19 protein-coding genes are annotated in these 23470 nt (G+C 47.6%); 11 read left to right on the top strand and 8 right to left on the bottom strand.

What is annotated here, in order from left to right:
* Positions 1-37: 37 nt before the first annotated feature.
* The 7 genes from U1F02_RS05295 (at position 38) to U1F02_RS05265 (ending at position 8842) form a co-directional block, all read left to right on the top strand.
* Positions 38-2254 (top strand): primosomal protein N', encoded by a 2217-nt coding sequence (locus U1F02_RS05295; protein ID WP_409989324.1) that lies wholly within the window; start codon positions 38-40, stop codon positions 2252-2254.
* A 242-nt stretch (positions 2255-2496) separates the two neighbouring features.
* On the top strand, positions 2497-4695 hold the full coding sequence (locus U1F02_RS05290) for a PQQ-binding-like beta-propeller repeat protein (protein WP_409989323.1): 2199 nt from the start codon (positions 2497-2499) through the stop codon (positions 4693-4695).
* 142 nt (positions 4696-4837) lie between these two features.
* A complete protein-coding gene (locus U1F02_RS05285) occupies positions 4838-5701 on the top strand; it encodes an alpha/beta hydrolase (RefSeq protein WP_409989322.1) in 864 nt (287 codons plus the stop codon).
* Positions 5702-5797: 96 nt separating this feature from the next.
* Positions 5798-6361: an SPOR domain-containing protein gene (locus tag U1F02_RS05280; RefSeq protein WP_409989321.1), complete on the top strand. Its 564-nt coding sequence runs from the start codon at positions 5798-5800 to the stop codon at positions 6359-6361.
* 118 nt (positions 6362-6479) lie between these two features.
* Positions 6480-7004: an ATP-dependent protease subunit HslV gene (gene hslV, locus U1F02_RS05275; protein ID WP_409989320.1), complete on the top strand. Its 525-nt coding sequence runs from the start codon at positions 6480-6482 to the stop codon at positions 7002-7004.
* 54 nt (positions 7005-7058) lie between these two features.
* Positions 7059-8381, top strand: coding sequence for an ATP-dependent protease ATPase subunit HslU (gene hslU, locus U1F02_RS05270; RefSeq protein WP_409989319.1), 1323 nt, complete (start codon positions 7059-7061; stop codon positions 8379-8381).
* A gap of 83 nt (positions 8382-8464) precedes the next feature.
* A complete protein-coding gene (locus U1F02_RS05265; RefSeq protein ID WP_409989318.1) occupies positions 8465-8842 on the top strand; it encodes a gamma-butyrobetaine hydroxylase-like domain-containing protein in 378 nt (125 codons plus the stop codon).
* 66 nt (positions 8843-8908) lie between these two features.
* Here the strand turns inward: U1F02_RS05265 and U1F02_RS05260 are convergent, their stop codons facing one another.
* A complete protein-coding gene (locus U1F02_RS05260) occupies positions 8909-9709 on the bottom strand; it encodes an undecaprenyl-diphosphate phosphatase (protein ID WP_409989317.1) in 801 nt (266 codons plus the stop codon).
* A 164-nt stretch (positions 9710-9873) separates the two neighbouring features.
* On the opposite strand from U1F02_RS05260, the gene U1F02_RS05255 reads away from it, so the two are divergent.
* Positions 9874-10425: a DUF4136 domain-containing protein gene (locus U1F02_RS05255; protein ID WP_409989316.1), complete on the top strand. Its 552-nt coding sequence runs from the start codon at positions 9874-9876 to the stop codon at positions 10423-10425.
* Positions 10426-10483: 58 nt separating this feature from the next.
* Here U1F02_RS05255 and hldE read toward each other — a convergent pair whose 3' ends face one another.
* From hldE to U1F02_RS05220, 7 genes are all read right to left on the bottom strand, one after another.
* A complete protein-coding gene (hldE, locus tag U1F02_RS05250; protein WP_409989315.1) occupies positions 10484-11911 on the bottom strand; it encodes a bifunctional D-glycero-beta-D-manno-heptose-7-phosphate kinase/D-glycero-beta-D-manno-heptose 1-phosphate adenylyltransferase HldE in 1428 nt (475 codons plus the stop codon).
* Between the two features lie 5 nt (positions 11912-11916).
* Positions 11917-13695, bottom strand: coding sequence for a lipid A export permease/ATP-binding protein MsbA (gene msbA, locus U1F02_RS05245; RefSeq protein WP_409989314.1), 1779 nt, complete (start codon positions 13693-13695; stop codon positions 11917-11919).
* Positions 13696-13718: 23 nt separating this feature from the next.
* Entirely contained in the window at positions 13719-14483 is a 765-nt protein-coding gene (locus tag U1F02_RS05240; protein ID WP_409989313.1) for a glycosyltransferase family 2 protein, read from the bottom strand.
* Between the two features lie 132 nt (positions 14484-14615).
* On the bottom strand, positions 14616-15545 hold the full coding sequence (locus U1F02_RS05235; RefSeq protein ID WP_409989312.1) for a branched-chain amino acid transaminase: 930 nt from the start codon (positions 15543-15545) through the stop codon (positions 14616-14618).
* A gap of 86 nt (positions 15546-15631) precedes the next feature.
* Positions 15632-18673, bottom strand: coding sequence for a bifunctional [glutamate--ammonia ligase]-adenylyl-L-tyrosine phosphorylase/[glutamate--ammonia-ligase] adenylyltransferase (glnE, locus tag U1F02_RS05230; RefSeq protein WP_409989311.1), 3042 nt, complete (start codon positions 18671-18673; stop codon positions 15632-15634).
* Positions 18674-18743: 70 nt separating this feature from the next.
* Positions 18744-19508 carry a ThuA domain-containing protein gene (locus U1F02_RS05225; RefSeq protein WP_409989310.1) on the bottom strand — a complete coding sequence of 255 codons (765 nt, stop codon included), beginning with the start codon at positions 19506-19508 and terminating at the stop codon, positions 18744-18746.
* 34 nt (positions 19509-19542) lie between these two features.
* Positions 19543-20076 (bottom strand): GNAT family N-acetyltransferase, encoded by a 534-nt coding sequence (locus tag U1F02_RS05220; RefSeq protein WP_409989309.1) that lies wholly within the window; start codon positions 20074-20076, stop codon positions 19543-19545.
* Positions 20077-20200: 124 nt separating this feature from the next.
* Here U1F02_RS05220 and U1F02_RS05215 point away from each other — a divergent pair, with 124 nt between their 5' ends.
* The 3 genes from U1F02_RS05215 to U1F02_RS05205 all read left to right on the top strand — a co-directional run bounded on the left by U1F02_RS05215 (position 20201) and on the right by U1F02_RS05205 (position 23096).
* Positions 20201-20647: a hypothetical protein gene (locus U1F02_RS05215; RefSeq protein ID WP_409989308.1), complete on the top strand. Its 447-nt coding sequence runs from the start codon at positions 20201-20203 to the stop codon at positions 20645-20647.
* A gap of 259 nt (positions 20648-20906) precedes the next feature.
* Positions 20907-21689, top strand: a complete 783-nt coding sequence (locus U1F02_RS05210) for a sulfite exporter TauE/SafE family protein (protein ID WP_409989307.1) — start codon at positions 20907-20909, stop codon at positions 21687-21689.
* A 243-nt stretch (positions 21690-21932) separates the two neighbouring features.
* Complete coding sequence (locus U1F02_RS05205; protein WP_409989306.1) at positions 21933-23096, top strand: helix-turn-helix domain-containing protein; 1164 nt, start codon at positions 21933-21935, stop codon at positions 23094-23096.
* Positions 23097-23470 lie beyond the last annotated feature (374 nt).

Below are 23470 nucleotides of genomic sequence, written 5' to 3'. Positions count from 1 at the left end.
TGCGCGACTGTTTTGTTTGGATTGACGCAGCTTTACCATGCCAGAAATTCTTCTCGACATAGCTTTACCCACGCCATTGCGCCGCCGATTTGACTACCTTCCGCCTACCAACATGAGCGCGGCAGATGCCAATCAACTCACCGCGGGCGTTTTGGTGCGTGTGCCTTTTGGGCATCAGGAAATGACGGGCGTGTTGATTCAAACCAAAACCCATACGGATCAGCAGCTGGAAAAGCTTCGCCCCGCCTTGGCGATAGCGGATAAGGAGCCCGCGCTCGATGCACACATGCTGGATTTGATTCTCTGGGCGGCAGATTACTATCAATGCCCGCAAGGCGAAGCGCTAAGCACCGCCCTACCCGTGCTTTTACGCCAAGGCGAAGCCGCCGAAGAACGCCGCGAAACCTGCTGGCAACTAACGACCGAAGGCAAAGGTTTACCCGCTGGGGCGCTCAAGCGCGCGCCCAAACAAGCATTGTTGTTAGAGGCGTTGCAAACACACAGCAAACTCTCCCGCAGCGACATAGCCGCTTTGGAAATCCCCGCAAACATCATCAAAACACTTACCGACAAAGGCATCATCGAAAAAACATTTGCCGATGAAACCGCACCCACAGTACCTGCGAGTATTTTCCGTCAAGCACCTCTAACCTTAAGCGAAGAACAACAAGCCGCGTTCGATCAAATCCAGTTCGGGCAATTCCAGGTTAGCCTGCTGGACGGCGCAACCGGCAGCGGTAAAACTGAAATCTACCTCCAAGCTATCGCCAAGGTATTGGGGCAAGGTCAGCAAGCCTTGGTGCTGGTGCCTGAGATCGGCCTAACACCACAAACCATCGCCCGCTTTCAAAAGCGTTTTGCCGTGGAAGTTGCAGCTTTGCATTCCGGGTTGAATGATCGCGAGCGGTTGGAAGCTTGGTTGCACGCGCGCTCAGGCAAAGCGCGCATCCTAATTGGCACTCGTTCCGCCATCTTCACCCCCATGCCCAAGCTCGGCATCATCATTGTGGATGAGGAGCACGACGGCTCTTTTAAGCAGCAGGATGGCTTCCGCTATTCGGCGCGGGATTTAGCGGTAGTGCGCGCGAACCGTTTACAGATTCCGCTCGTGCTCGGTTCAGCAACCGCATCCTTGGAAACGCTCAACAATGCGCAGCAAGGCCGCTATCAGCATTTACGATTACACGCTCGTGCAGGCAACGCCAAACCGCCAGAAATTCAATTGTTGGATATTCGCGGCCAAACTCTTACCGAAGGCTTTGCGCTGGAAACAAAACTAGCGATTGGAAAAGAAATAGCAGCGGGCAACCAAGTGCTGGTTTTTCTGAATCGTCGCGGCTACGCACCCACGCTGGAGTGCCACGATTGCGGCTGGCTAGCCAATTGCGCGCACTGCGATGTACGTATGACCGTGCACCAAACGCCGCGCCATTTGCATTGTCATCACTGCGGCCACCAGCGCGCCGTTCCGCATAAATGCCCGAGCTGTAAAAGCAGCCGATTACAACCGCTTGGGCAAGGCACAGAACGGAGCGAAATTGCGTTGCGTGATTGGTTTCCCACTACACCGATCATTCGTGTAGACCGCGATTCCACGCGCAACAAAAACGCCATGGATAAAATTCTTAACGAAGTTCACCAAGGCGAGCCGTGCATTTTGATTGGCACTCAAATGCTAGCAAAAGGTCACCATTTTGCAGACGTAACTTTGGTAGTCATTATTGATGCAGACGCAGGTTTATTCAGCACCGATTTTCGCGGCCCGGAGCGTATGGGACAACTCTTGTTGCAAGTGGCAGGTCGCGCTGGTCGTGCTGAAAAATCCGGACGCGTGATTTTACAAAGTCACCACACCGACCACCCACTCGTCCAAACACTTTTCTTCCAAGGTTACCAAGCCTTTGCAGATTTAATTTTGCAGGAGCGACAAATCACGCTCTTGCCTCCTTATCGTTACCTTGCTTTGCTGCGCGCAGAAACCAAGCGGCCCGAAATTGCGCTGGATTTTTTGAAGCTTGCTCGCCACGAGGCAGAGTCAATTTATCCCTCCAGCCCACAATTAAATTATCTTGGCCCTTTGCCCGCGATGATTGAAAAACGCGGCGACCGCTTTCGCTTTCAACTGCAAATCAACAGCGCGCAGCGCAAAACCTTGCAACATTTGTTGACCTTGTTGGTTGAAAGGCTGGAAGCAAACGCGCTGAGTAAACGTGTACGTTGGGCAGTAGATGTTGATCCATCGGAGATGGGTTAATTAGATCTCCGCCAGCATTTGCAAAAGTTTACCTTTCAAATTTTTTTACCCTTTTACATCTGTGTTAATCGGAAAAATCCCTACAAACACAGCGCTTTACTTTTCACACGCCCGGTAAATATTTGTTGATTCACGCTTAGGCTTCATTGGGGGGTGAATTGTTCCTGCTTAACAGCTCCACTATGCTTGTGGCACATCGCGAACCAACAATAAAGTCATAGCGACGCAGAGGTGTTGTGCCCATGAAAACCGTAAAAAAGCACTCGGTGAAAATTCTCGCCACAGCAGTAGGTGGGCTTGCCCTTAGCGCGCTGGTTGCCTGTCAACACTTACAAAAACCCGTAGATACTAGTGCATTCCAATCCAGTGTTGACTGGCCTTTCTATCATGGCAATCCACACGGCACTCATTACTCCACGCTCAACCAAATCAACACGCAAAACGTGAGCAAACTTAAGCTCGCCTGGAGTTTTGATTCGGGTGATGCATTCGGCGAAGGCGGAAACCAGTCGGATATGGAAGGCAACCCCTTAATTGTGCGCGGCAAATTATTTTTTGTATCGCCCAAGGGTCGTTTGTTTTGTTTGGATGCCGCAACCGGAAAACAGCAATGGGTTTTCGACCCGGCCTTTGGTGAAGCTATCAATACCAAGCAGCGCTTGCGTGGAGTTTCTTACTGGAGTGGCACGAAAGAAGGAAGCAATAGTAAAGAAGAACGAATTTTATTTAGTTTTAAAAAGCATCTCTTAGCCGTAAACGCACAAACAGGCGAACTGATTAAAAGCTTTGGTCAGGAAGGAAAAATTGATTTACGTGAAGGCTTGGGGCGCGATATAGACACCGTTTATGTGGCCGAAGTATCGCCCGGCGTGGTTTACAAAGACCTGATTATTATGGGCAGCACCGGCAATACGCCGGGCCATATTCGCGCTTACGATGTTCGCACCGGCAAGATGCAGTGGATATTCCACACTATTCCCTGGCCCGGCGAATTTGGTTACGAGAGCTGGCCGAAAGACGCATGGAAAACTGCCATGGGCGCTAACGCCTGGTCGGGTTTAACGCTTGATCCAGAGAACGGTTTAGTGTTTGTGCCGCTGGCATCTGCGGGTATGGGCGACAAAGATTTTTATGGCGGTGACCGCGCAGGCGATAACTTATTTGGAACGTCGATAGTCGCGCTGGAAGCCGCAACCGGAAAGCGTGCGTGGCATTTCCAGCTGGTGAAACACGATGTGTGGGATCGTGACCCGCCAACACCGCCCACACTCATTACCGTAAAACGCGATAACAAAAATATCCCCGCACTGGCGCAAGCTACCAAAGCGGGTTTGGTGTTTATCCTCAATCGTTTGACGGGTGAATCGCTTTATCCGCTACAGGAAATCAGTGTTCCCGCATCGAATATTCCGGGGGAAATTACATCACCTACGCAAATTATGCCCTTAGCGCCTGCGCCTTTTGCACGACAAAAACTCACTGCGGATATGCTGACCCAACGCACGCCCGAAGCTCATGCGGCTGTAGCGGCGACTTTTTCAACGCTCAGTTCGCGCGGGCCGTTTGATCCTCCATCAGAGGGCGGTACTGTGCTATTACCCGGTATGGATGGCGGTGCCGAATGGGGTGGCAGTGCCTTCGATCCGCAAACGGGTTTGCTGTACATCAACGCTAACGAAATGGCGTGGACGATTAAACTCAGAAAGCAGCAGCCCAAGCTTGGCGGCGACAGTGGCGAGGCCATGTACCAAAACTTTTGTTCGTCTTGCCACGGATTAGATCGTAAAGGCAGCCCACCAGAATTCCCGAATTTGGAAGCGGTAGCGCAACGCTTATCCGCCGAGCAAACGCGCAAGCAAATAGCCAATGGTTCAGGCCGCATGCCCGGTTTCAAAAGCCAATTGAGCGATACGCAGCTGACGAATCTCACCGCGTTTTTAATGGGTGATGCCAGCCAAACGCTGAAGGCGAGCAAGGAGCCGGTGCCAGCTTACCCCTCTACTAAAAACGACCCTTATGCATTTGACGGCTATAAAAAATTCCTCGACCCAGATGGCTACCCGGCCATTAGCCCACCCTGGGGAACGCTGAGTGCCTTGAATGTGAATACGGGCGAATATGTGTGGAAGCAACCGCTCGGCGAATACCCGGAACTGGCTGCGCAAGGCATGACAAACACGGGCAGCGAGAATTATGGCGGCGCGGTGATTACAGCGGGCGGGCTTTTGTTTATCGCCGCAACGGTGTACGACAACCAGTTCCGCGCGTTTGATAAAGCCACCGGAAAACTGCTCTGGCAAACCACCTTGCCTGCCGCAGGGATTGCAACGCCCTCGACTTACAGCATAAAGGGCAAACAGTTTGTAGTGATTGGTGCGAGCGGCGGCAAAAATCCCAAGGGTAAGCCGGCGGGTAGCATCATGGCTTATGCATTACCCTGATTTATGTGAGGCGAGGATCGGCTGATCCTTTGCCTTAGGTCTCACACGGGGTGTTAGCCAAGTAGCGGAAACGCGTGCCACTCCCGAGTAGTCTAGGCGACTGATCATTGCGTATAAAAAATCACCATCGCACGGATTCGTTATGCATCAACCCATTACCGAAACCATACCCGCCTACCAAGCGCCACCCAGCTTTTTACGGAGATTAGCCCGCCGCATGCTGTCATTGCTCATCTTAGTGGTAGTGCTTTGGAGTCTTGCCATCGCGTTTATCTGGTTTCAGCAGGAAAAATTACTGTTCCACCCGGAGCCGCTCGCGCCCAAATTTAAATTTAATTTGCCCTATACATCTGAAGTATTTGTGGATGTCCCCGGCGCAAAAATTCATGCGCTTTATTTGCGACAACCCGCTGAAAAAAGCAAAGGCATAGTGCTATTTCTACACGGCAATGCCGGCAATTTGGAAACCTGGTTTACCAGCGCCGATTTTTGGTTGGACACGGGTTTTGATGTACTTATGCCCGATTACCGCGGTTACGGAAAAAGCACAGGCAAAATTGAAAGCGAAGCACAACTCAATGATGACGTGATGCACTTGTGGAATTCGGTAGCGCCAAATTACAAAAATAAAAAAGTCGTATTTTACGGGCGCTCGCTCGGTACAGGTTTGGCTGCAAAGCTGGCCACCCAAGTTCCAGCAGATTTGTTGGTGTTGGTTTCGCCTTACGAAAGCATGACGCAAATGGCGCGTGAATATTATCGCTGGGTGCCAACCTTTGTGCTGCGTTACCCCTTAAAAACGGACGAGCTTTTACCGCAAATTCACTCCCCCATTTTGCTGTTACATGGCGATCAAGATAAGTTAATATCCATCGAACACAGCAAACATTTGCTCGCCCTCAACCCCAAGGCGCGACTGGTCGAAATTGAAGGCGCGGGTCACGGCGACATCCACAATTTCGATAAGTACACCAGCACACTGAAGCACGCATTGCAGGCGTTGTAAGCTGCTTTTGTCCCGATTTAGTGACTCGCCCCGCTAATCCCTTTACAATCGCGCAAACTTTTTCTTTGGCCGATTACTTTTTAGACAATAATCACGATGAGCAAAGATTTCGCCAGACGCAACGCCGGCCCTAATCGCCGCGCATCTTCTTCAAAAGGTAAACAGGCACCCGCGTGGGTATGGTTCATTATTGGCGCGATTTGTGGCGCTTTCGCCATGGCATTGGTGTTTACCTTTCACAAACCGCAACCAGAAGCGCCCGCAGAAGAACAAAAGCCCGCGGCGAATGAATCAAAAACCCCGAAACCTCGGTTTGACTTCTACAAATTACTGCAAGAAAGCGAGCAAATTGTTCCCGCGACCGAAACCATGGGCGATGCTGAAAAATCCGCTGCACGGCCAGAAAGTAATATCGAATACATTCTGCAAGTTGGCTCATTCCCCAACCAAGCAGAAGCAGACAAATTACGCGCCCAGCTGATTTTGTTGAATTTAGATGCGCACATTGAATCTGTGGAAATTCACAAAGGTGAAGTATGGCACCGCGTTGTGGTGGGGCCTTTCGATTCGCAAGAAAAACTCGCAACTGCGCGCTCATCCCTCGTTTCTAACCAGTACACAGCGCTGGTTTTAAAACGCGCTAAAGGCGGGAAGAAGTAGTTCTCGCCGTCTCAACAGGCAACGCCCTGTTGAGACGCCTACTTGACTCATCCGCTTGAAATCCTCCCGCTTGCCCCCACCTCGTCAGTTCAAGTCAGCTTATTTGTAAGGATTTTTCGTGACTACCATTCTCTGTGTTCGCCGCGACAACCAAGTCGTTATCGGCGGCGACGGCCAGGTTTCCCTTGGCAATACCGTAATGAAAGGCAATGCGCGCAAAGTGCGCCGCTTGTACAAAAACCAAGTTCTAGCCGGCTTTGCGGGCGGCACTGCCGACGCCTTTACTCTTTTTGAACGCTTCGAAGCCAAGCTTGAGGCTCACAACGGCCAACTCACGCGAGCCGCGGTTGAACTCGCTAAAGATTGGCGAACGGATCGCAGCTTGCGACGGTTGGAAGCCCTGCTTGCAGTTGCGGATAAAGAAGCCTCGCTCATCATTACCGGCAATGGCGATGTGATTCAGCCGGAAGATGATTTGATCGCGATTGGCTCTGGCGGAAATTACGCCCAAGCGGCAGCGCGTGCGTTGATTGAGAATACGCAGTTGGATGCGCGCTCGATTGTTGAGAAGGGTTTGAAGATTGCCGGGGATATTTGTGTGTTTACGAATAATAATCACACGATTGAGGTGTTGGATTATTAATAGGGTTTCTCCCTCCATAAACCTCACATTTAATTTTTATTTTAAGAGCTTTTTATGTCTTCCATGACTCCGCGCGAAATCGTGCATGAATTAGATAAACATATTGTCGGTCAACAAAATGCCAAGCGCGCTGTGGCGATTGCTTTGCGTAACCGTTGGCGGCGGATGCAAGTTGCGGCTGATATGCGCAACGAAATTACACCTAAAAATATTTTGATGATTGGCCCAACCGGCGTAGGTAAAACTGAAATTGCGCGTCGCTTGGCAAAATTAGCCAACGCGCCATTTATCAAAGTAGAAGCGACCAAATTTACGGAAGTGGGTTATGTGGGCCGTGATGTGGAATCCATTATCCGCGACCTCGTTGATGTTGCGATCAAAATGCGCCGCGAGCAAGCGGTGAAGAGTGTTGAGTTCCGTGCGGCAGAAGCAGCAGAAGAGCGCATACTCGATGCACTCTTACCACCAGCGCGGGATTTATCGGGCGAAGAATCAAAACACGAATCGGCCACCCGCCAAATCTTCCGCAAAAAATTACGCGAAGGCGAATTGAACGACAAAGAAATTGAAATTGATGTGGCCGCCACCAGTGTGGGTGTAGAAATTATGGCTCCGCCCGGCATGGAAGATATGACCAATCAATTGCAAAACATGTTTTCGTCTTTAGGCCGCGACAAAACCAAAAAAGCCAAGATGACGGTAAAAAAAGCTTTTAAACAATTGCAAGACGAAGAAGCCGCAAAACTGGTGAGCGAAGAAGATATTAAAACACAAGCTGTAGAAGCCGTTGAACAGAACGGAATAGTGTTTATCGACGAAATTGACAAGGTTGCACGTCGCGGCAATTTAAGCGGTGCCGATGTATCCCGTGAAGGTGTTCAACGTGATTTGCTGCCGTTAATCGAAGGCTGCACCGTGTCTACCAAGCACGGCATGATCAAAACTGATCACATTTTGTTTATCACCTCTGGCGCATTCCACTTGAGTAAACCTTCGGATTTGATTCCAGAACTGCAAGGGCGTTTGCCAATTCGCGTTGAGCTACAAGCTCTAACACCCGATGATTTCGAACGCATTCTTACCGAACCCAAAGCTTCTTTAACCGAACAACAAATTGCGCTTTTAAAAACGGAAAATCTCGATATCAGTTTTACCAAAGATGGTATTAGGCGCATCGCCGAAACAGCGTACGAGGTCAACGAGCGCACTGAAAATATTGGCGCGCGTCGTCTTCACACTATTTTAGAGCGTTTGCTTGAAGACATTTCGTTTGACGCCGGCACAGACAAAACTCACATTGAGATTGATGCGGCTTACGTGGAGCAACATTTGGGTGAGTTGGCGAAGAATGAAGATTTGAGCCGTTACATTCTTTAGAACCGGTTATACATTCTTAACTACGGCATTGATGGATTGACTAGATCAATCCATCAATGCCGGAATATTTTGAGAGTTTCAGAATGCAAAAAGCACCAACTAAAATTCAACTCCATAAACAGTCGCAACAGTTGGAGTTGCATTTTGGAACTGAACAATTTTCGCTAAGCGCTGAATTTCTGCGGGTTCATTCCCCAAGCGCAGAAGTTATGGGGCATGGCCCCAACCAAGCGGTGCTACAGTTCGGTAAAAAGGATGTGCGTATTACCAAAATAGAACGTGCGGGCAATTACGCTATAAAATTATTTTTTGATGATGGTCATGACTCAGGCATCTTTACCTGGACTTACCTTTACGAGCTGGGCGCAACGAAAGAAAAGCTGTGGCAGGATTATTTGGAAGCCTTAATGAACGCTGGTAAAACGCGGGAAAAAGATACGTCTATTGTCAAATTTGTTTAGTGCTAAACATACAAAAAATTACTGGCTTCAGCTAACACAAGCTAACCGAAGCCAAGCAACCTGAAGCTAGGCTCCGCTTGGTAGCCACAATAATAGGCCCGCCCCCAAAATAATTCTGTATATCGCAAAGGCGGTGAACTTGTGCGTTTGAATGTATTTGAGCAACCATTTGACGGCAATAAACGCTGTAACGGTTGACACCACAAAACCAATTCCAAGATCAGTCCAGTTTTCATGCACACCCAACTCAGCTGCTTTATATGCAACATATATTTCCTTTGCGCTGGCGGCATACATAGTCGGGATACCAATCAAAAATGCAAATTCTGTAGCTGCAGCGCGATTACTTGTACCGGTTAACATGGCCGCGAAAATAGTTGCACCTGAGCGAGAGGTTCCCGGAAAAATACCTGCCACAATCTGCGCAATACCCACAACTATGGCTACCGGCCACGTAATGACAGAGGAGTCAGGCTTTTTTTCAGCAAGCCATTCAGCAGCAATAATCCAAATCCCGCCAATAACCAAAGCCCACGCAATAGGCGTAATTTCTTTTGGTAATTTAAGTCCCATCTTAGACGCAATGGCACCCAAAACAGCGGTAATTAAAAAGGCGACCGCTAGCTTCAAAGCGTAATCTTTATTTTCAGGTTTACCAATGTTGATTAACAATTGCCAAATGCGCTGCCAGTAAATAACGGTTACCGCCAAAATCGCGCCCGCTTGAATAACTATATTAAAAACATCCGAGCGAGCACCCAAACCCAACTTTTCTGCAATTAACAAGTGACCCGTGCTTGAGATTGGAAGAAACTCGGTAATACCTTCAATTACCCCCAACAAAATAACTTGCAAAATATTTTCCATAGAAACACCAATAAAAAATGCAGCGCGCATACTAGCGAGATAGAGCTTAAACGGCAATTAATGTGTACCGTTTCCAGAAAGTTACCAATCTTCGTCCACATTTGCATTCATATCCAATAAGCTTATGATGCATTACGCCATGAGCAGATCGTCTAGGAGAATCCATGTTTACGAAGCATACACATAAATACACAGTTTTCTTGTTTCTTCTGTTGGCCTGCGCACTGAGCGGCTGTGCCACTAGCAGCAAGGTGACTCAGGATTTCAAACCGGGCACCGATTTCAAAGCCTACAAGACGTTTGCCTGGCACAACTTTTCATCTGAAATTACTACAAGTAATCAAATTGCCGTTCAGCATTCCATTGAACAACAATTAGCATTGCAAGGCTTCAAGCTTGTGAATGAAATGCCCGATATGGTTTTGGACTTAAATATTATTAAGCATGTAGCGACTCCCTCATCAACCGGTGTAGGACTTTCAATCGGTATACCTCTTGGTCGACACGGGGGTGTCGGGATTGGAACCAATAACTTATTAAATAGAGGTGATCAGCTGGCGGGACTCATAATTTTGGATATAACCGCAAAAGATAGCAATGAAGTTATATGGCGCGGTAGTGTGGACGAGGTTCCACTTTCTTATTTCTCGCTTAAGAATCAAACCGACCTTAACAAAGTTCTGATCAATCTGATACAGCAATTTCCACCCAAGTAAAACACAAATAAAAAAGCCCTGCGCATTAAAATCCGCAGGGCTTTTTTATCGCAGCAATTTACTGCTGGCGAATGCGATTTACGATTGAGGTAGTTGAGCAATTTTCAAAAAAACGGAGAACTTTAACCTTGCCCCCATAGGCTTTTACAATCTCACTTCCCACTATTTGGTCAGCGTTATAGTCGCCACCTTTGACAAGCACGTCAGGTTTGACGCGGCTCAATAAACGCTCGGGTGTATCATCATCGAAACTCACTACCCAATCTACCGATTCTAATCCCTCAAGCACCGCCATACGCCTGTCAATAGGATTGATAGGTCTGTTAGGCCCTTTCAAACGAGTTACCGACGCGTCTGTATTCAAGGCTACGATCAATCGATCACCCTGCTTGCGAGCATCATTCAAATATCTAACGTGCCCTGCATGGATAATATCGAAACAACCATTTGTAAAGACGATACGCTCTCCGTTAGCTCGAGCGACCTCAACTACATGCATCAACTGCTCTTCTGAGACAATTCCGCGATCATAGGTCTGCTCGCTGTGAATTGCGCGACGCAATTCGGACACGCTAACGGTCGCAGCACCCATTTTGCCAACTACCACTCCAGCCGCTAAATTTGCCAGTGCAACGGCCTCCGGCATAGACTGTCCGGCACCGAGCATAGACGCCAAAACAGCAATAACCGTATCGCCCGCGCCCGTAACATCGTAAACCTCACGCGCACGCGCCGGTAAATGTATTGCCGGTTGACGAGCTCGAATAAGTGTCATCCCCATTTCACCGCGCGTTACCAACAATGCTCCCAACTCCAATTTTGCAATCAACTGAAGACCTTTGCTGATCAAGTCCTGCTCGCTGGTGCAGTGGCCTACCACAGCCTCAAATTCGTTGATGTTGGGGGTAAGTAAACTTGCGCCTTGATACCGTGAGAAGTCGCCTCCTTTGGGGTCTACCAAGACCGGTATACCAAAAGACTTCGCCCGTTGAATAAGGGTCTGACAGTCCTGAAGCGTACCTTTTGCATAATCAGAAAGAACCAGAATCTTAGCTTTAGGCAGTACCGGAAAAACCTTGTCTTCCAAGTTAAGGTTGTCATCGGCATCAAATTGCTCTTCAAAATCGATGCGCAAAAGTTGTTGATGGCGACTCATCACACGAAGCTTCGTTATGGTTGGCTTGAACTTAGCAATGTGAAAGTCAGAACGAATACCCGCGATATCCAACCTTCGCTTGAGTAAGGCTCCTGCATCATCATCCCCCACAACACCAACCAAAGAAACTTGGCCACCTAAAGCCGCGATGTTAATAGCGACGTTACCAGCACCGCCCGGACGATCTTCTTCTTCAGATACATTAATAATAGGAACCGGAGCTTCCGGCGAAACACGATTACTTGAGCCGTGCCAATACCTATCTAACATGACATCGCCCACAATCAACACATGTGCGGAAGCGAAGTGGGGAATAGCTAACATTTCCATAAGTCCTATACCTTAAAACTTTCCGATTCGCTCATCTCACCATGAAATTGAGCAGCGTGCAACTTCGTATAGGCCCCGTTGCGATCAAGTAACTCTTTGTGAGTACCCTGTTCCACAATTTTTCCACTTTCCATGACAACAATACGATCGGCATGCTCGATGGTTGAGAGACGGTGCGCAATAACAAAGGTTGTACGACCTTTCATCACTTGTTCCATAGCTGCCTGAATGTAACGTTCAGATTCGTTATCCAAAGCTGAAGTTGCCTCATCCAGGATTAAGATTGGCGCGTCCTTCAAAATAGCCCGTGCAATGGCGAGACGTTGGCGCTGACCACCGGAGAGACGAGCCCCGCCTTCGCCGATTTGAGTATCAAAACCGTGGGGTAACTGCTCGATAAATTCTGTGGCATAGGCAAGATCGGCTGCACGTTTTATATCTTCACGACTGACCTTGTCGATTCGACCATAAGCAATGTTGTCAGCAACACTACCCTCAAACAGAGTGACTTGTTGATTAACGAAAGCAATTTGCTCACGTAAATTAGAAAGTTTGTAGTCCGTAATAGGTACATCATCGATCGATATCACACCACTTTGAAGATCGTAAAAGCGGGGAAGCAGATTTACCAAAGTAGATTTGCCACTGCCAGAACGTCCCACGAGTGCAACAACTTCTCCAGGTGCAACTTTTAGAGAAATGCTTTTGAGAGCTGCAGAGTCTTGTTCGGAGTAAGCGAATTGAACTTGTTCAAAGGTAACTGCACCTGCAGCGCGCGCGGTTTCGTAAGTACCCTCATCTTTTTCAGCCGGCTCATCCAACAATTGAAAAACACTTTCAGCAGCGGCGACGCCTTTTAAAATTAACGGCGCCACCTCACCTAAACGTCGCATAGGTTGAGTCATACCTGCAACAGCACCGATGTAAGTTACAAATTCTGCTGGTTCACGCATTTTTGTTACGCTCATTGCGACAAATATGAGCACTGCCATTGCAACAGCAACTAACATTTGAATCACCGGCGTGTTGGCCGCAGAAGTGATTATGATTTTCATATTCTGCGTGTAATTTTTCTTGCTGACGCTCTCGAAGCGCTTGGTTTCATAAGACTCACCACCAAAGCTGCGCATCACTTTATAGCCGTTAACCATTTCACCAGACACTTGCGTAATGTCGCCTACACTCGTCTGAACTTTATTACTAAGACGGCGTAAGCGTTTACCGACCGTGCTCACCAACCACCCGATAATAGGAGCGATTGCAAGAAATACTAAAGTAAGCTGCCAATCCTTTATGAAGATATATATCAGCAAACCCACCACGGTTGCACCTTCACGCAAGGAGATTTTCATGGCATCAGTTGCAGCAGCCGCCACCCCGTTTATGTTGTAAGTGATGACAGAAATTAAATGCCCTGAATTACGTTTATCGAACACATTGGTTGGTAGCTTTGTCATATGGTTAAAAACCTGCACACGCATGGCGTGAACTATGCCGTTAGCAACCTTACCGAGGTAGTAACTTCCCATAAATGCACCCAAACTACGCACCGCAGTGGTCGCTATCACCGCCAATGGAATTAAGTAACGATCAATGGAATCGTTCTTTTGTAAAACAGTGAGGAGATTATCTAGAATTTCGAGAAACGCGTAATTTGAGGCCGCATAGGCTACAAAACCCATCAGGCCTAAAACAAATGTCAATTTGTACGGTTTAAGATAGGTCAGCAACCGCAAATAAATTTTAAAGGCTGATGCACTTGGAGAACTTGTTGTTTGTGACATAAATTACCTAAGCGTCGCAGCAATTAGCTCCGAACATTTCCATTATGAGTTAATTGCCATAATTCGGCATATTTAACAAACGTAGATTGCGACAACAACAAAGCCAAAAGCAGACCCTGCCTGCCATCCAAAAAGCCCAAACGAAAAATATACATTCGTATGAAACACGCAAGCGCGTGCAAGACGGCTGATGTCATGGATGTTTTTTTTCCAACTGCTGCGCGTTGCAGCGCCCACTCCTCTGCGTAATGCGCCGCCTTTTGTTGCTGATGACGAATACTGTCAAAAGGATAATGCAACAAAACGCCGTCTAAACGACGCACCGGCAAATTTAAATGATTGGTTAATCGCTCATGCACACGGGTTGCGTCAAACTTAGCTTTGTTGCGTGGATACAATCGGGGAATCCAATCAGGATGCATTCCTGAATGTTTAATAAAACGACCAAAGCACCACGCAAGTCGATTAATTTGCCATATTGCATCACCTTGGGTGACTGCAGACTGAATAGCTGTTTTTAATTCCGGTGTTACACGCTCATCCGCATCGATCATAAAAATCCAATCGCTCGTTGCGTAGCTCGCCGCTCGCTCGCGCTGCACACCAAACCCCTGCCAATCTGTATTGGTAAAAATTTTTGCTGAAAACTCTTGCGCAACTGTCACCGTATTATCTGTGCTACCTGAATCCAAAATAATAATCTCATCCACCCAGGAAATTGACTTGAGACAATCCGGCAATGTGCTTGCTTCATTATTAACAATCAATACTGCGGAAATCGTGGGCATCTATATTCCAACCTCATGGAGCAACTACAAATCATCCACTGCACCGTCATTGCATCTTGTAATTTTTTGTACAACGAAAATTAATTGTCAGAAAAAACAAAGGAGCCGAAGCTCCCTGTTTTCAGTAACACCTTATTTTGCGACAGGTGCCAACCACTGCGTGTGATCGGCCAATTCACCGCGTACGGCTTTGAAATAAAGATCTTGCAAGCGTGTGGTGATGGGACCACGGCGACCTTCACCGATTTGGCGACCATCCAGTTCGCGGATTGGCAATACTTCTGCCGCTGTCCCCGTAAAGAAACACTCGTCAGCAACATATACTTCGTCGCGCGTAATGCGTTTTTCTTTGATGGTGTAACCGCAATCAGCTGCTAATTGGAAAATCGTGTTGCGGGTAATACCGTCCAAGCATGAAGTCAACTCTGGTGTGTAGATGATGCCATCGCGCACCAAGAAGAAGTTTTCACCACTGCCTTCTGCAACGTAGCCTTCGTTATCCAACAACAACGCTTCTTCACAGCCGCAGTCCAAAGCTTCTTGCAAGGCCAACAACGAGTTGATGTAGTGACCGTTGGCCTTGGCTTTACACATGGAAATATTCACGTGATGGCGAGTGTAGCTTGAGGTGCGAACCTTGATACCTATATCACGCGCTTCGGGTGACATGTATGAAGGCCAATTCCACGCGGCAACCATGACGTGAGCTTTCAAGTTGTCTGCACGCAAACCCATACCTTCTGAACCGTAAAACGCCATTGGGCGCAAATAGGCTTCGGTGAGTTTGTTTTCGCGTACCACTTGTTTTTGTGCGTCGTTAATTTGTTCTTTGCTGAAGGGCAGTTTCATGCGCATGATGTGCGCTGATCGGAACAAACGATCGGTGTGCTCTTGCAGACGGAAAATGCTAGTGCCCATGCTGGCACTGTTGTAGGCGCGAACACCTTCGAACACCCCCATACCATAGTGCAAGGTGTGGGTCAGAACGTGAACCTTGGCATCGCGCCACGGAATCAATTCGCCATCCAACCAAATTACGCCATCACGATCGGCAAAAGACATAGCCAACTCCTAAATCAAAATACTGTTGTCGATTAGACTGCCGCACCCACTCTACAATCGGTGCCACAGTTCGAAATTTTTTGCTGCTACTGCTGTGAGTCCGAATCGACATCAATAAGCTGGTGCCAGATGTGACTAACCTGCTCGCGTTCAACGTCAAAGAGATGTTCACCAGCCAAAACCGCTTCTTGTTGCTGCAGCGCAAGGCGGTGCCCGATGGATCGGTAGGCTTTGTAAGCGGCGATCAGTTGGGCGACGGAAGTGGCATCGAGTAAGCCGGCCTCTTCCAAAGATCCAAGTATGCGAATGTTATCCGTGTATTGGACAATCTTGGGCGCTTGATGGGCCCAAGCCAAAGCCGCGTATTGAACCATAAATTCAATATCCACGATACCACCGGCATCCTGTTTCAAATTAAATAATGGGGTGTTTTCACGCTTGGATTTGGCCTCGCTACCCAGCTGATCCCGCATTTTCAGGCGCATGTCGCGCACTTCCTGCCGCAATTTGGGCAAATCCCGCTCTTGGTGCAAAACTGCCAGCCGTACATCGTCAAAACGCGCTGCCAACTCAGGGGAACCAGCGACCACCCGAGCGCGCACCAGCGCTTGATGCTCCCAGGTCCAAGCCTCCTTCATTTGATAACGCTCGAACGCCGACAAGGTAGACACCAACATGCCCGAATTGCCGGATGGACGCAGGCGCATATCCACCTCATAAAGCTTGCCAGACGCTGTTTGCGTATTGAGGATAAAGATAATGCGTTGCCCCAGACGAGCATAAAACGTCAGGTTGTCGATAGAACCTTTTCCGTCCGCTAACCCCTCTGTTGAAAGCGCCGTATCCGCATTATGGATAAAGACCAAGTCCAAATCTGAACCGTGACCAAGCTCGATACCGCCGAGTTTGCCGTACCCAACGATCACAAAATTGGGCTCATGCTCCGCCGTTCCGTCGGCGCGCAAAGGGCGACCGTGCTTGGAAACCATATGCTCCCAAGAAAGCCGCAGTACGTGCTCCAAAATTGCTTCAGCAATAAAGGTAAGGTAGTCGCTCACTTTCATCAGCGGCAGCGTTTCGCTTACCTCGCCAGCTGCAACACGCAAAGCGTGAGCGGAGCGGAAGTAACGCAAGACTTCCATATGGCCTTCAAGATCATCCCATTCCAAACGTAAAACTTCTCGGCGCAGCTCGTCTTGCAAGTTAGCTTTAATTTTTTGGTGATCGTCTTCAGCGGTGAAATACAGATTCACCGGCGTAAGTAATTCATCCAGCAGTGCGGGATATTTCGCCACTTGTTCCGCAATCATTGTGCTCGCCGCACAAAGTTTCACGAGTTGATGCAAGGCAATGGGATTTTCGATGAGCAACACCAAGTAAGCGCTGCGCCGTACGACGGATTCCACCAGTGGCAAAATTCGTTTCAGCGTATCAGTGAACGAAATCATCAACTCACCGCGCTCTGCGTGCTCACTAATCATCAGCAACAGACGCGGCACAAAATCATCTAGCCGACTGCGGCTACTCGCTTGCATGTTTACAACTGAACGGTTTTCTCGCAGATCATGTAATAATTTGACGAGTTCTTCGGGATTTTCTAATTGCTCACCTTGCAGAAGTGCTTTTGCATCTTCTGCGCTCATAGCGCCCGATTGCACACTCGCGTCCCACATGCCACGCCAAATATCCAAGGCAGTTATATTCACGGCTTCACGATTTTCTGGATCAGCAATTACCGCTTTGAATTCTTGATTTACGCGGTTGCGATAACGGTTAAGCGTTTCAATAAATGCATCCCAGGTTTCAAAACCCATCGCCCAGGCTAAACGTAATTGCCCTACTTCGTCCGTTGGTAAGGCTTGAGTTTGACGATCTTGATAGCCTTGAATTGCGTGCTCAGTGTTGCGCAAAAATTCGTAAGCCTCGCTCAAAGCAGCACCTGCGCCTGCCGGTAAATAATTCTCTTGTTCTAAAATCGGCAACAGGACCATTACTTGGCGTTTGCGCAAACGTGCGTCACGGCCGCCGCGAATAAGTTGAAATACTTGCACCACAAATTCCACTTCACGAATGCCGCCTTCGCCGAGTTTTACATCTAAATTCATTCCTTTCCGCTGCACTTGGCGAGCGATCAAGGCTTTCATTTCACGCAGCGATTCTATTGCACTGAAGTCGATGTATTGGCGGTAGGTAAATGGACGCAACATTGTGCGTAAATATTTTTTTTCGTTTTTGATGTAATCATCGCTGTGCGATGTACCGACTGCGGCGGCAACAGTGCGCGCTTTAATCATGGCGTAACGTTCCCAATCGCGCCCTTGGGTTTGGTAGTAATCCTCCATACCCGCAAAATTCAACACCAAAGCGCCGCTTTGCCCGTGCGGACGCAAGCGCATATCCACACGAAATACAAAACCATCGGCAGTGACTTTATCCAAACTATTAATTAGTTTTTGCCCGAGCTTGGTAAAAAATTCCTGGTTGCTCAACACGCGGGAGTCATGATTGGTGTTGCCAGATTCTGGAAAGGTAAAAATTAAATCTATGTCGGAAGAAACATTGAGTTCACGCGCGCCCAACTTCCCCATACCCAGCACGAGAAGAGGCTGAGGTTCGCTAGACTCACGACCGACTGGCGTGCCGTACATTTTTTCAAGCTGGCGGTAGTGATAATTGGCGGTGAATTGAATTGCCGCATCAGCAAAGCGCGATAACTCCGCTGTAATATCGCGCATGGGTGCGCAGCGATTGAGATCGCGCCAGATAATTCTAATCATGGCTTTGTTGCGATACTGGCGCAGGGTTTTATCTAGTTCCGCGTCGGTATTACATGCATTGATCGCCAACTCGAACGGCGTCAAAGCATCGTCGCCCATAGGATCAAAGAGCGCGCCACTTTCCACGAGCTCAATTAAAAACGAAGGATTAATTGCACAGGTTTTTCCGATAAATTCACTAGCAGCAAATGCACGGGTTAACTGGCGGTCAAATGCGGAGGCATCTACTTTATCCGCCAACAAACTGAATAACTCGGGCAGATTTTGTTTAATGCGGTTTTCTTCGAATTGCTCCCAAAAACGGGCAGCAGAGACATGCAGGGGTTGTGGAACCTGAGCGAGATCGAACATAAAAAAGCTACCTTTAGTAAGATAGCCTTAGTGTAGCCTGCTCAGGTGCAGGTGTGGCTATTTTCAACGGTTACGGCTGAATGCCTTTTCCTGTTGCTGCCCAATAAATGCCGCCCCACAAATGGTTGAGGTATTGCGGATCCTTGTACATTTCCACATTGTGCCCAAGCGCCGAGGTAAAAACGCGCCCACGCTCGTACAGGTGATACCAACTTACCGGATGATTTTTCCCCATGCCCGTTGCAACTTGACCCGGCCAAATTTTGGTTGGATCGTAAGAGTTTTCATCCACATTTAAGATGGCGTTAATTTTTATGTTGTAGGGGTTAGTAAATTCGTACCATTCATCACTCCAAATCCAACGCTCTGGAATACCGAAGGTAGCAGGAAACTTTTTATCAGCAGTATTCACCACCGCCGTTTGCAAGATGGGGTGTGTTTTAAATGTACGCCCTACCAGTTGCTCATACCATGGCCAAGCCCCCGCCGCTGTAATCATCGCCCGGTGCACAATCACCGCATTACCGCCTGCGCGCATATAGTCTTCAAATTTTTTGCGCTGGGTTTCGTTCAATTCTTCGCCCGGTGTATTTAAAAATACCACCGCAGCATATTGCGACAGATCACCTTCAAACACTTCTGGTTTATTCGTCCAGGTAAATTCAAATGAATGCAACTTGGACAGCTTTTCCAAACTTTCACGAGCGACTGGAATATATTCGTAGTGGTATTTATTGGGAATGGCGAGCACTAGCAATTTGAACTGGCTGTCTGCGTAGCTGAGAGGTGCCATGAAAAATAGACAACTCATAAACCATAAAATAATCTTTTTCATTCGGTAAGCCTTGTTAGTTTTTTCAGATATTCGTTTATAAGTTTGATAGCGGCAATATTTTATAAAATGCTGTTTCGCGGATACGACCGTTAATTTCTTTTCGCTCTTCATGGGAAAACTCTGCGCCGATTTTCTCAGCCGCTTTGCGTGACCGCCAGTTATCGACACCTATATGCAACCACACTAAGCGTGCCCATTTAAAAGCGTGATGCAGCATGAGTTGTTTCATTTCTGCGTTAGTCGCTCCGCCCCAATAATCACACGCTAAAAATGTAAATCCTATAGCAACTTCTGCTTTTTCCCTATCCCATTCGTAAAAACGCGACGAACCTATAATGCGCTCATTGGCCTTATCCACAACAACGAAAGCACTGCCCGATTCCACCGCGCTTTTGAAAAAGCCATGTTCAAAAACATCGCGTTGGTAACGCGTAGGCTCAGGGTGCTGAGTCCAAATATTGGGGTCTGAAGCCGCCGCGTAAAGCGCCTCAAAATCATCTGCTTTTAAGGGGCGTAAATAAATAGACGATCCCTTCAAAACGGGCCTGAAATTAAAATCGGTGCTCATAAATACTTCTCAAAATGATTCATGCGACAAACGCAAATAGAACGCGCGGTCGACTTGCGACTGCTGCTGTTAAGGCGTAGAGTTTTGTCGATTTTACATACTCAATATATAGAAGGATTTAATTATGCCAACTCCAATCGTTATTGATTTTTCTGATTTAGGAACCTCTGGCCAGGTCGATATTCCTGCAACCTACAAAGGATTTAATTGGACCGGCTATGGCCTTGATGAAACTTTCACCGGATCCGCGACGGCCATACCAGCAGCTAAAGCAATCAGCGGCGTTGGGTTTCAAATGACGGCTGTTACTAATAGTTCTTTTGATTTGAGCTCAATATCGATCAGTCGTGACGGCGGCGCAGGTCAATTGGATATTACCGTCAAAGCAAAAACCCTTACCGCGCAGGGACTAACCGATGTTGCATCATTTGTGGTTAGATCACCTAACAGTGATAGCCCTACTGCAGGTGTATTTAATCTAATGTTAAAAAACATCCATCAACTGCAAATTTATTCCAACGCAATGGACACATTTGATACTTACGCGATAAACGTAATTCTTAACGATTAGTTGTTGGTTCATTTAACGCTGCATGACTAAACGGTCGACTGTAATTCAGGGCCGTTTATCTTTGTTGTGGCAACTCACTCTAACGACATACAAAACTCGCCTCCCAGGCCTTAGCTCTGTTCAATTCGTCATATATCTCAAATGCATAACCTCCAAACTTTTTGGCCTTTTAAAAATTTAAGCCTTGCTGTTACCCTGCGCACCCTGTTGAAATATCAACAGAAAATGACCGAAAACAAACATTAAGGCTTTTCTTTTTATGGATTTTCAGTATCCCTATGCGCTCGCCGGTTTATTTGTTGGATTCGTGGTTGGTTTGACGGGCGTGGGCGGCGGCTCTTTGATGACCCCCATTTTGCTTTACTTCGGCGTTAGCCCAGCAAGCGCAGTAGGCACAGATTTGCTGTATGCGGCCATCACCAAATCAGGCGGAATCCATGTTCACAACAAGAAGCGCAACATCGATTGGCACATTACGTTCATGCTCGCATTGGGTAGCGTTCCCGCAGCCTTGATTACGCTTTGGGCACTCCACGCCAGCGGGCTCGATACCGCCACCGTTAACAAAGTGATTAAAAAGTCCTTAGGTTGGGCAATGCTTTTGACAGCATTGGCGATTCTGTTCAAACAGAAAATCATGGATTTCAGCCACAACAACAATGTCTGGATCACTCGCATGAATCGCAAACAACAGGATATTGCGACGGTTATCGTAGGTCTAATTATGGGCGTAATAGTTACCCTCACGTCAATTGGCGCGGGCGCGCTGGGTACAGTTGCTTTATTCCTACTCTATCCTCTGCTCCCTGTAGTGCGCTTGGTAGGAACTGAAATTGCTCACGCGGTACCCTTGACCTTAGTCGCAGGCATAGGCCACGCCAGCTTCGGCAATGTCGATTGGGGATTGTTGGTTAACCTGCTGATTGGCTCTTTGCCGGGCATTTATCTGGGTAGTCACCTTGCCCATCGCGCCGCTGAAAAGTATCTCCGTCCTGCGCTTGCGTTGATGATGTTCTATGCGGGCAGCAAACTGGCGCTTTAAAGTCGCTTCGTTTGAGCCTAATAAATCTAATAAGGCGAACTAGGTTGCTAGTTCGCCTTTTTTATGGCGATAATTTTAGAGTTGATCGTTAAAACCACAAGCCGTCATTGGATCGGACAACATAATGACGTAATATATGACGATTACCTTGTATACATGGTAGCGCTACCATCGCGTACTGTGATTAAACTACACGTCGCTCAGGACAACAATAATAATCTCGTTTTTAAGGTTTCGCCCTAGATGCTCAAGTTTTACCGAAATGCATCCATCTTATTGCTAGCCCTACTCGTCATCTCTGGGGCGCTGATCTATGCAGGCATCATCAAGTCCCGCTTGGACACATCTCTTTTCCCCGCCAGAGATAAAGACTTCATGTGGCGAACATCCACAGAACCTCGAGCACCTAATGGCCAAACAAGCTTAAGTTTGAAGGAAGAACTCGGGACGATTGAGTTCGAGTTTTCGCTCGATCCACAGCAATCCTTCCCTTACGTTCACTATTCCATGGCGTTCACTGATGCAGTCCAGCCGTACAAAATTGTAGACCTGTCCAAATATCGCAACATATCCTTCAAAATTATGTGCGACCCGCGAAACGTGCTGGTTTTTACTTTGTTTAGCTTTGACGACAAAGTTACCGATTTGAATGATCCAGTGACTCGTCGCGTATCTTCAAAGGCATTTGTGTGTAACGACGATTGGACGACAGTCAACATCCCGCTTGACGAAATATTCACCCCAGATTGGTGGTTGGGAAGAAACCATTATCAGTTAGGTGATACAGGTTACCATCAGGACAAAGTCCTAGGTTTCGCCTGGACAAACTCACTTTACACGCCGTCAAACACCAAGATTCATGTGAAGTTGTCGGACGTCAAATTGCAGGGGCGGGACTACGGACATATATACGCAACCAGCGCCTTAATCGCGGTTATCTGGATATTGGGATTCATTTGGCTATTCCGTCGCTATACCACGGTACTCATTGAAGATCTGAAAGAAAAACTTAAGCAAGATCAACCACTTATTGCTTACAAAAAGCTTTCTATTGAGCCGCAGAAAGATAAGGAAAAACTCGCTGTTCTAAACTACATCGCAACCGAGTACGTCAACCCTGAACTCAGTATCGATACTTTAACCACTAGCTTGGGAATCAACCGAGCGAAGATTAATGACATTCTGAAAGAAGAGCTGGGGCTGACTTTTAGCAGCTATCTCAATAAGTTGCGCCTCACCGAGGCAGCTCGGTTGCTATCTGAAAGTAAAGATGCGAACGTTTCCGAAATTGCTTATGCAGTGGGTTATAACAACGTAAGTTATTTTAACAAGCTCTTCAAAGCCACCTACAATTGCGCCCCCAAAACCTTCAAGGACTTTAGCCTTTCCGAAAAGCCAGACGCCTAAGCCTGGATCCTTCATCTGCGATATTGCCGTATTAGCGCTGTTCATACATCACAATTCCTCCTGCTCCGCACAAACCTGTCGGTCTACCTACGTCAGCCCCAAAAGATTATTTATCAACCAATTTTCATCAGCAAAAAAAACGCAAAATTCCTTTAACTTTTTAAAATTCCAAGAAAACCGTAAAAAAATTGAAACGGCTTTCCGCATCATTCTATATTTTAATCATGCTGACTAGTATACAAGTCTTCTAGTAGTCGCTATATAATGAACACGGTTGCCAGATAGCGACTGACCGGGTTTCTCATCAGACATCGGTTGATGGCCAAATTGGTTCATCCAGTCCATGAGCAACAAACCCTACCTTTATTACGTCT

It is taken from the genome of Cellvibrio sp. (assembly GCF_046347455.1).
Classification (GTDB): Bacteria; Pseudomonadota; Gammaproteobacteria; order Pseudomonadales; family Cellvibrionaceae; genus Cellvibrio.
This window is presented reverse-complemented; position numbering and strand designations above follow the sequence as displayed.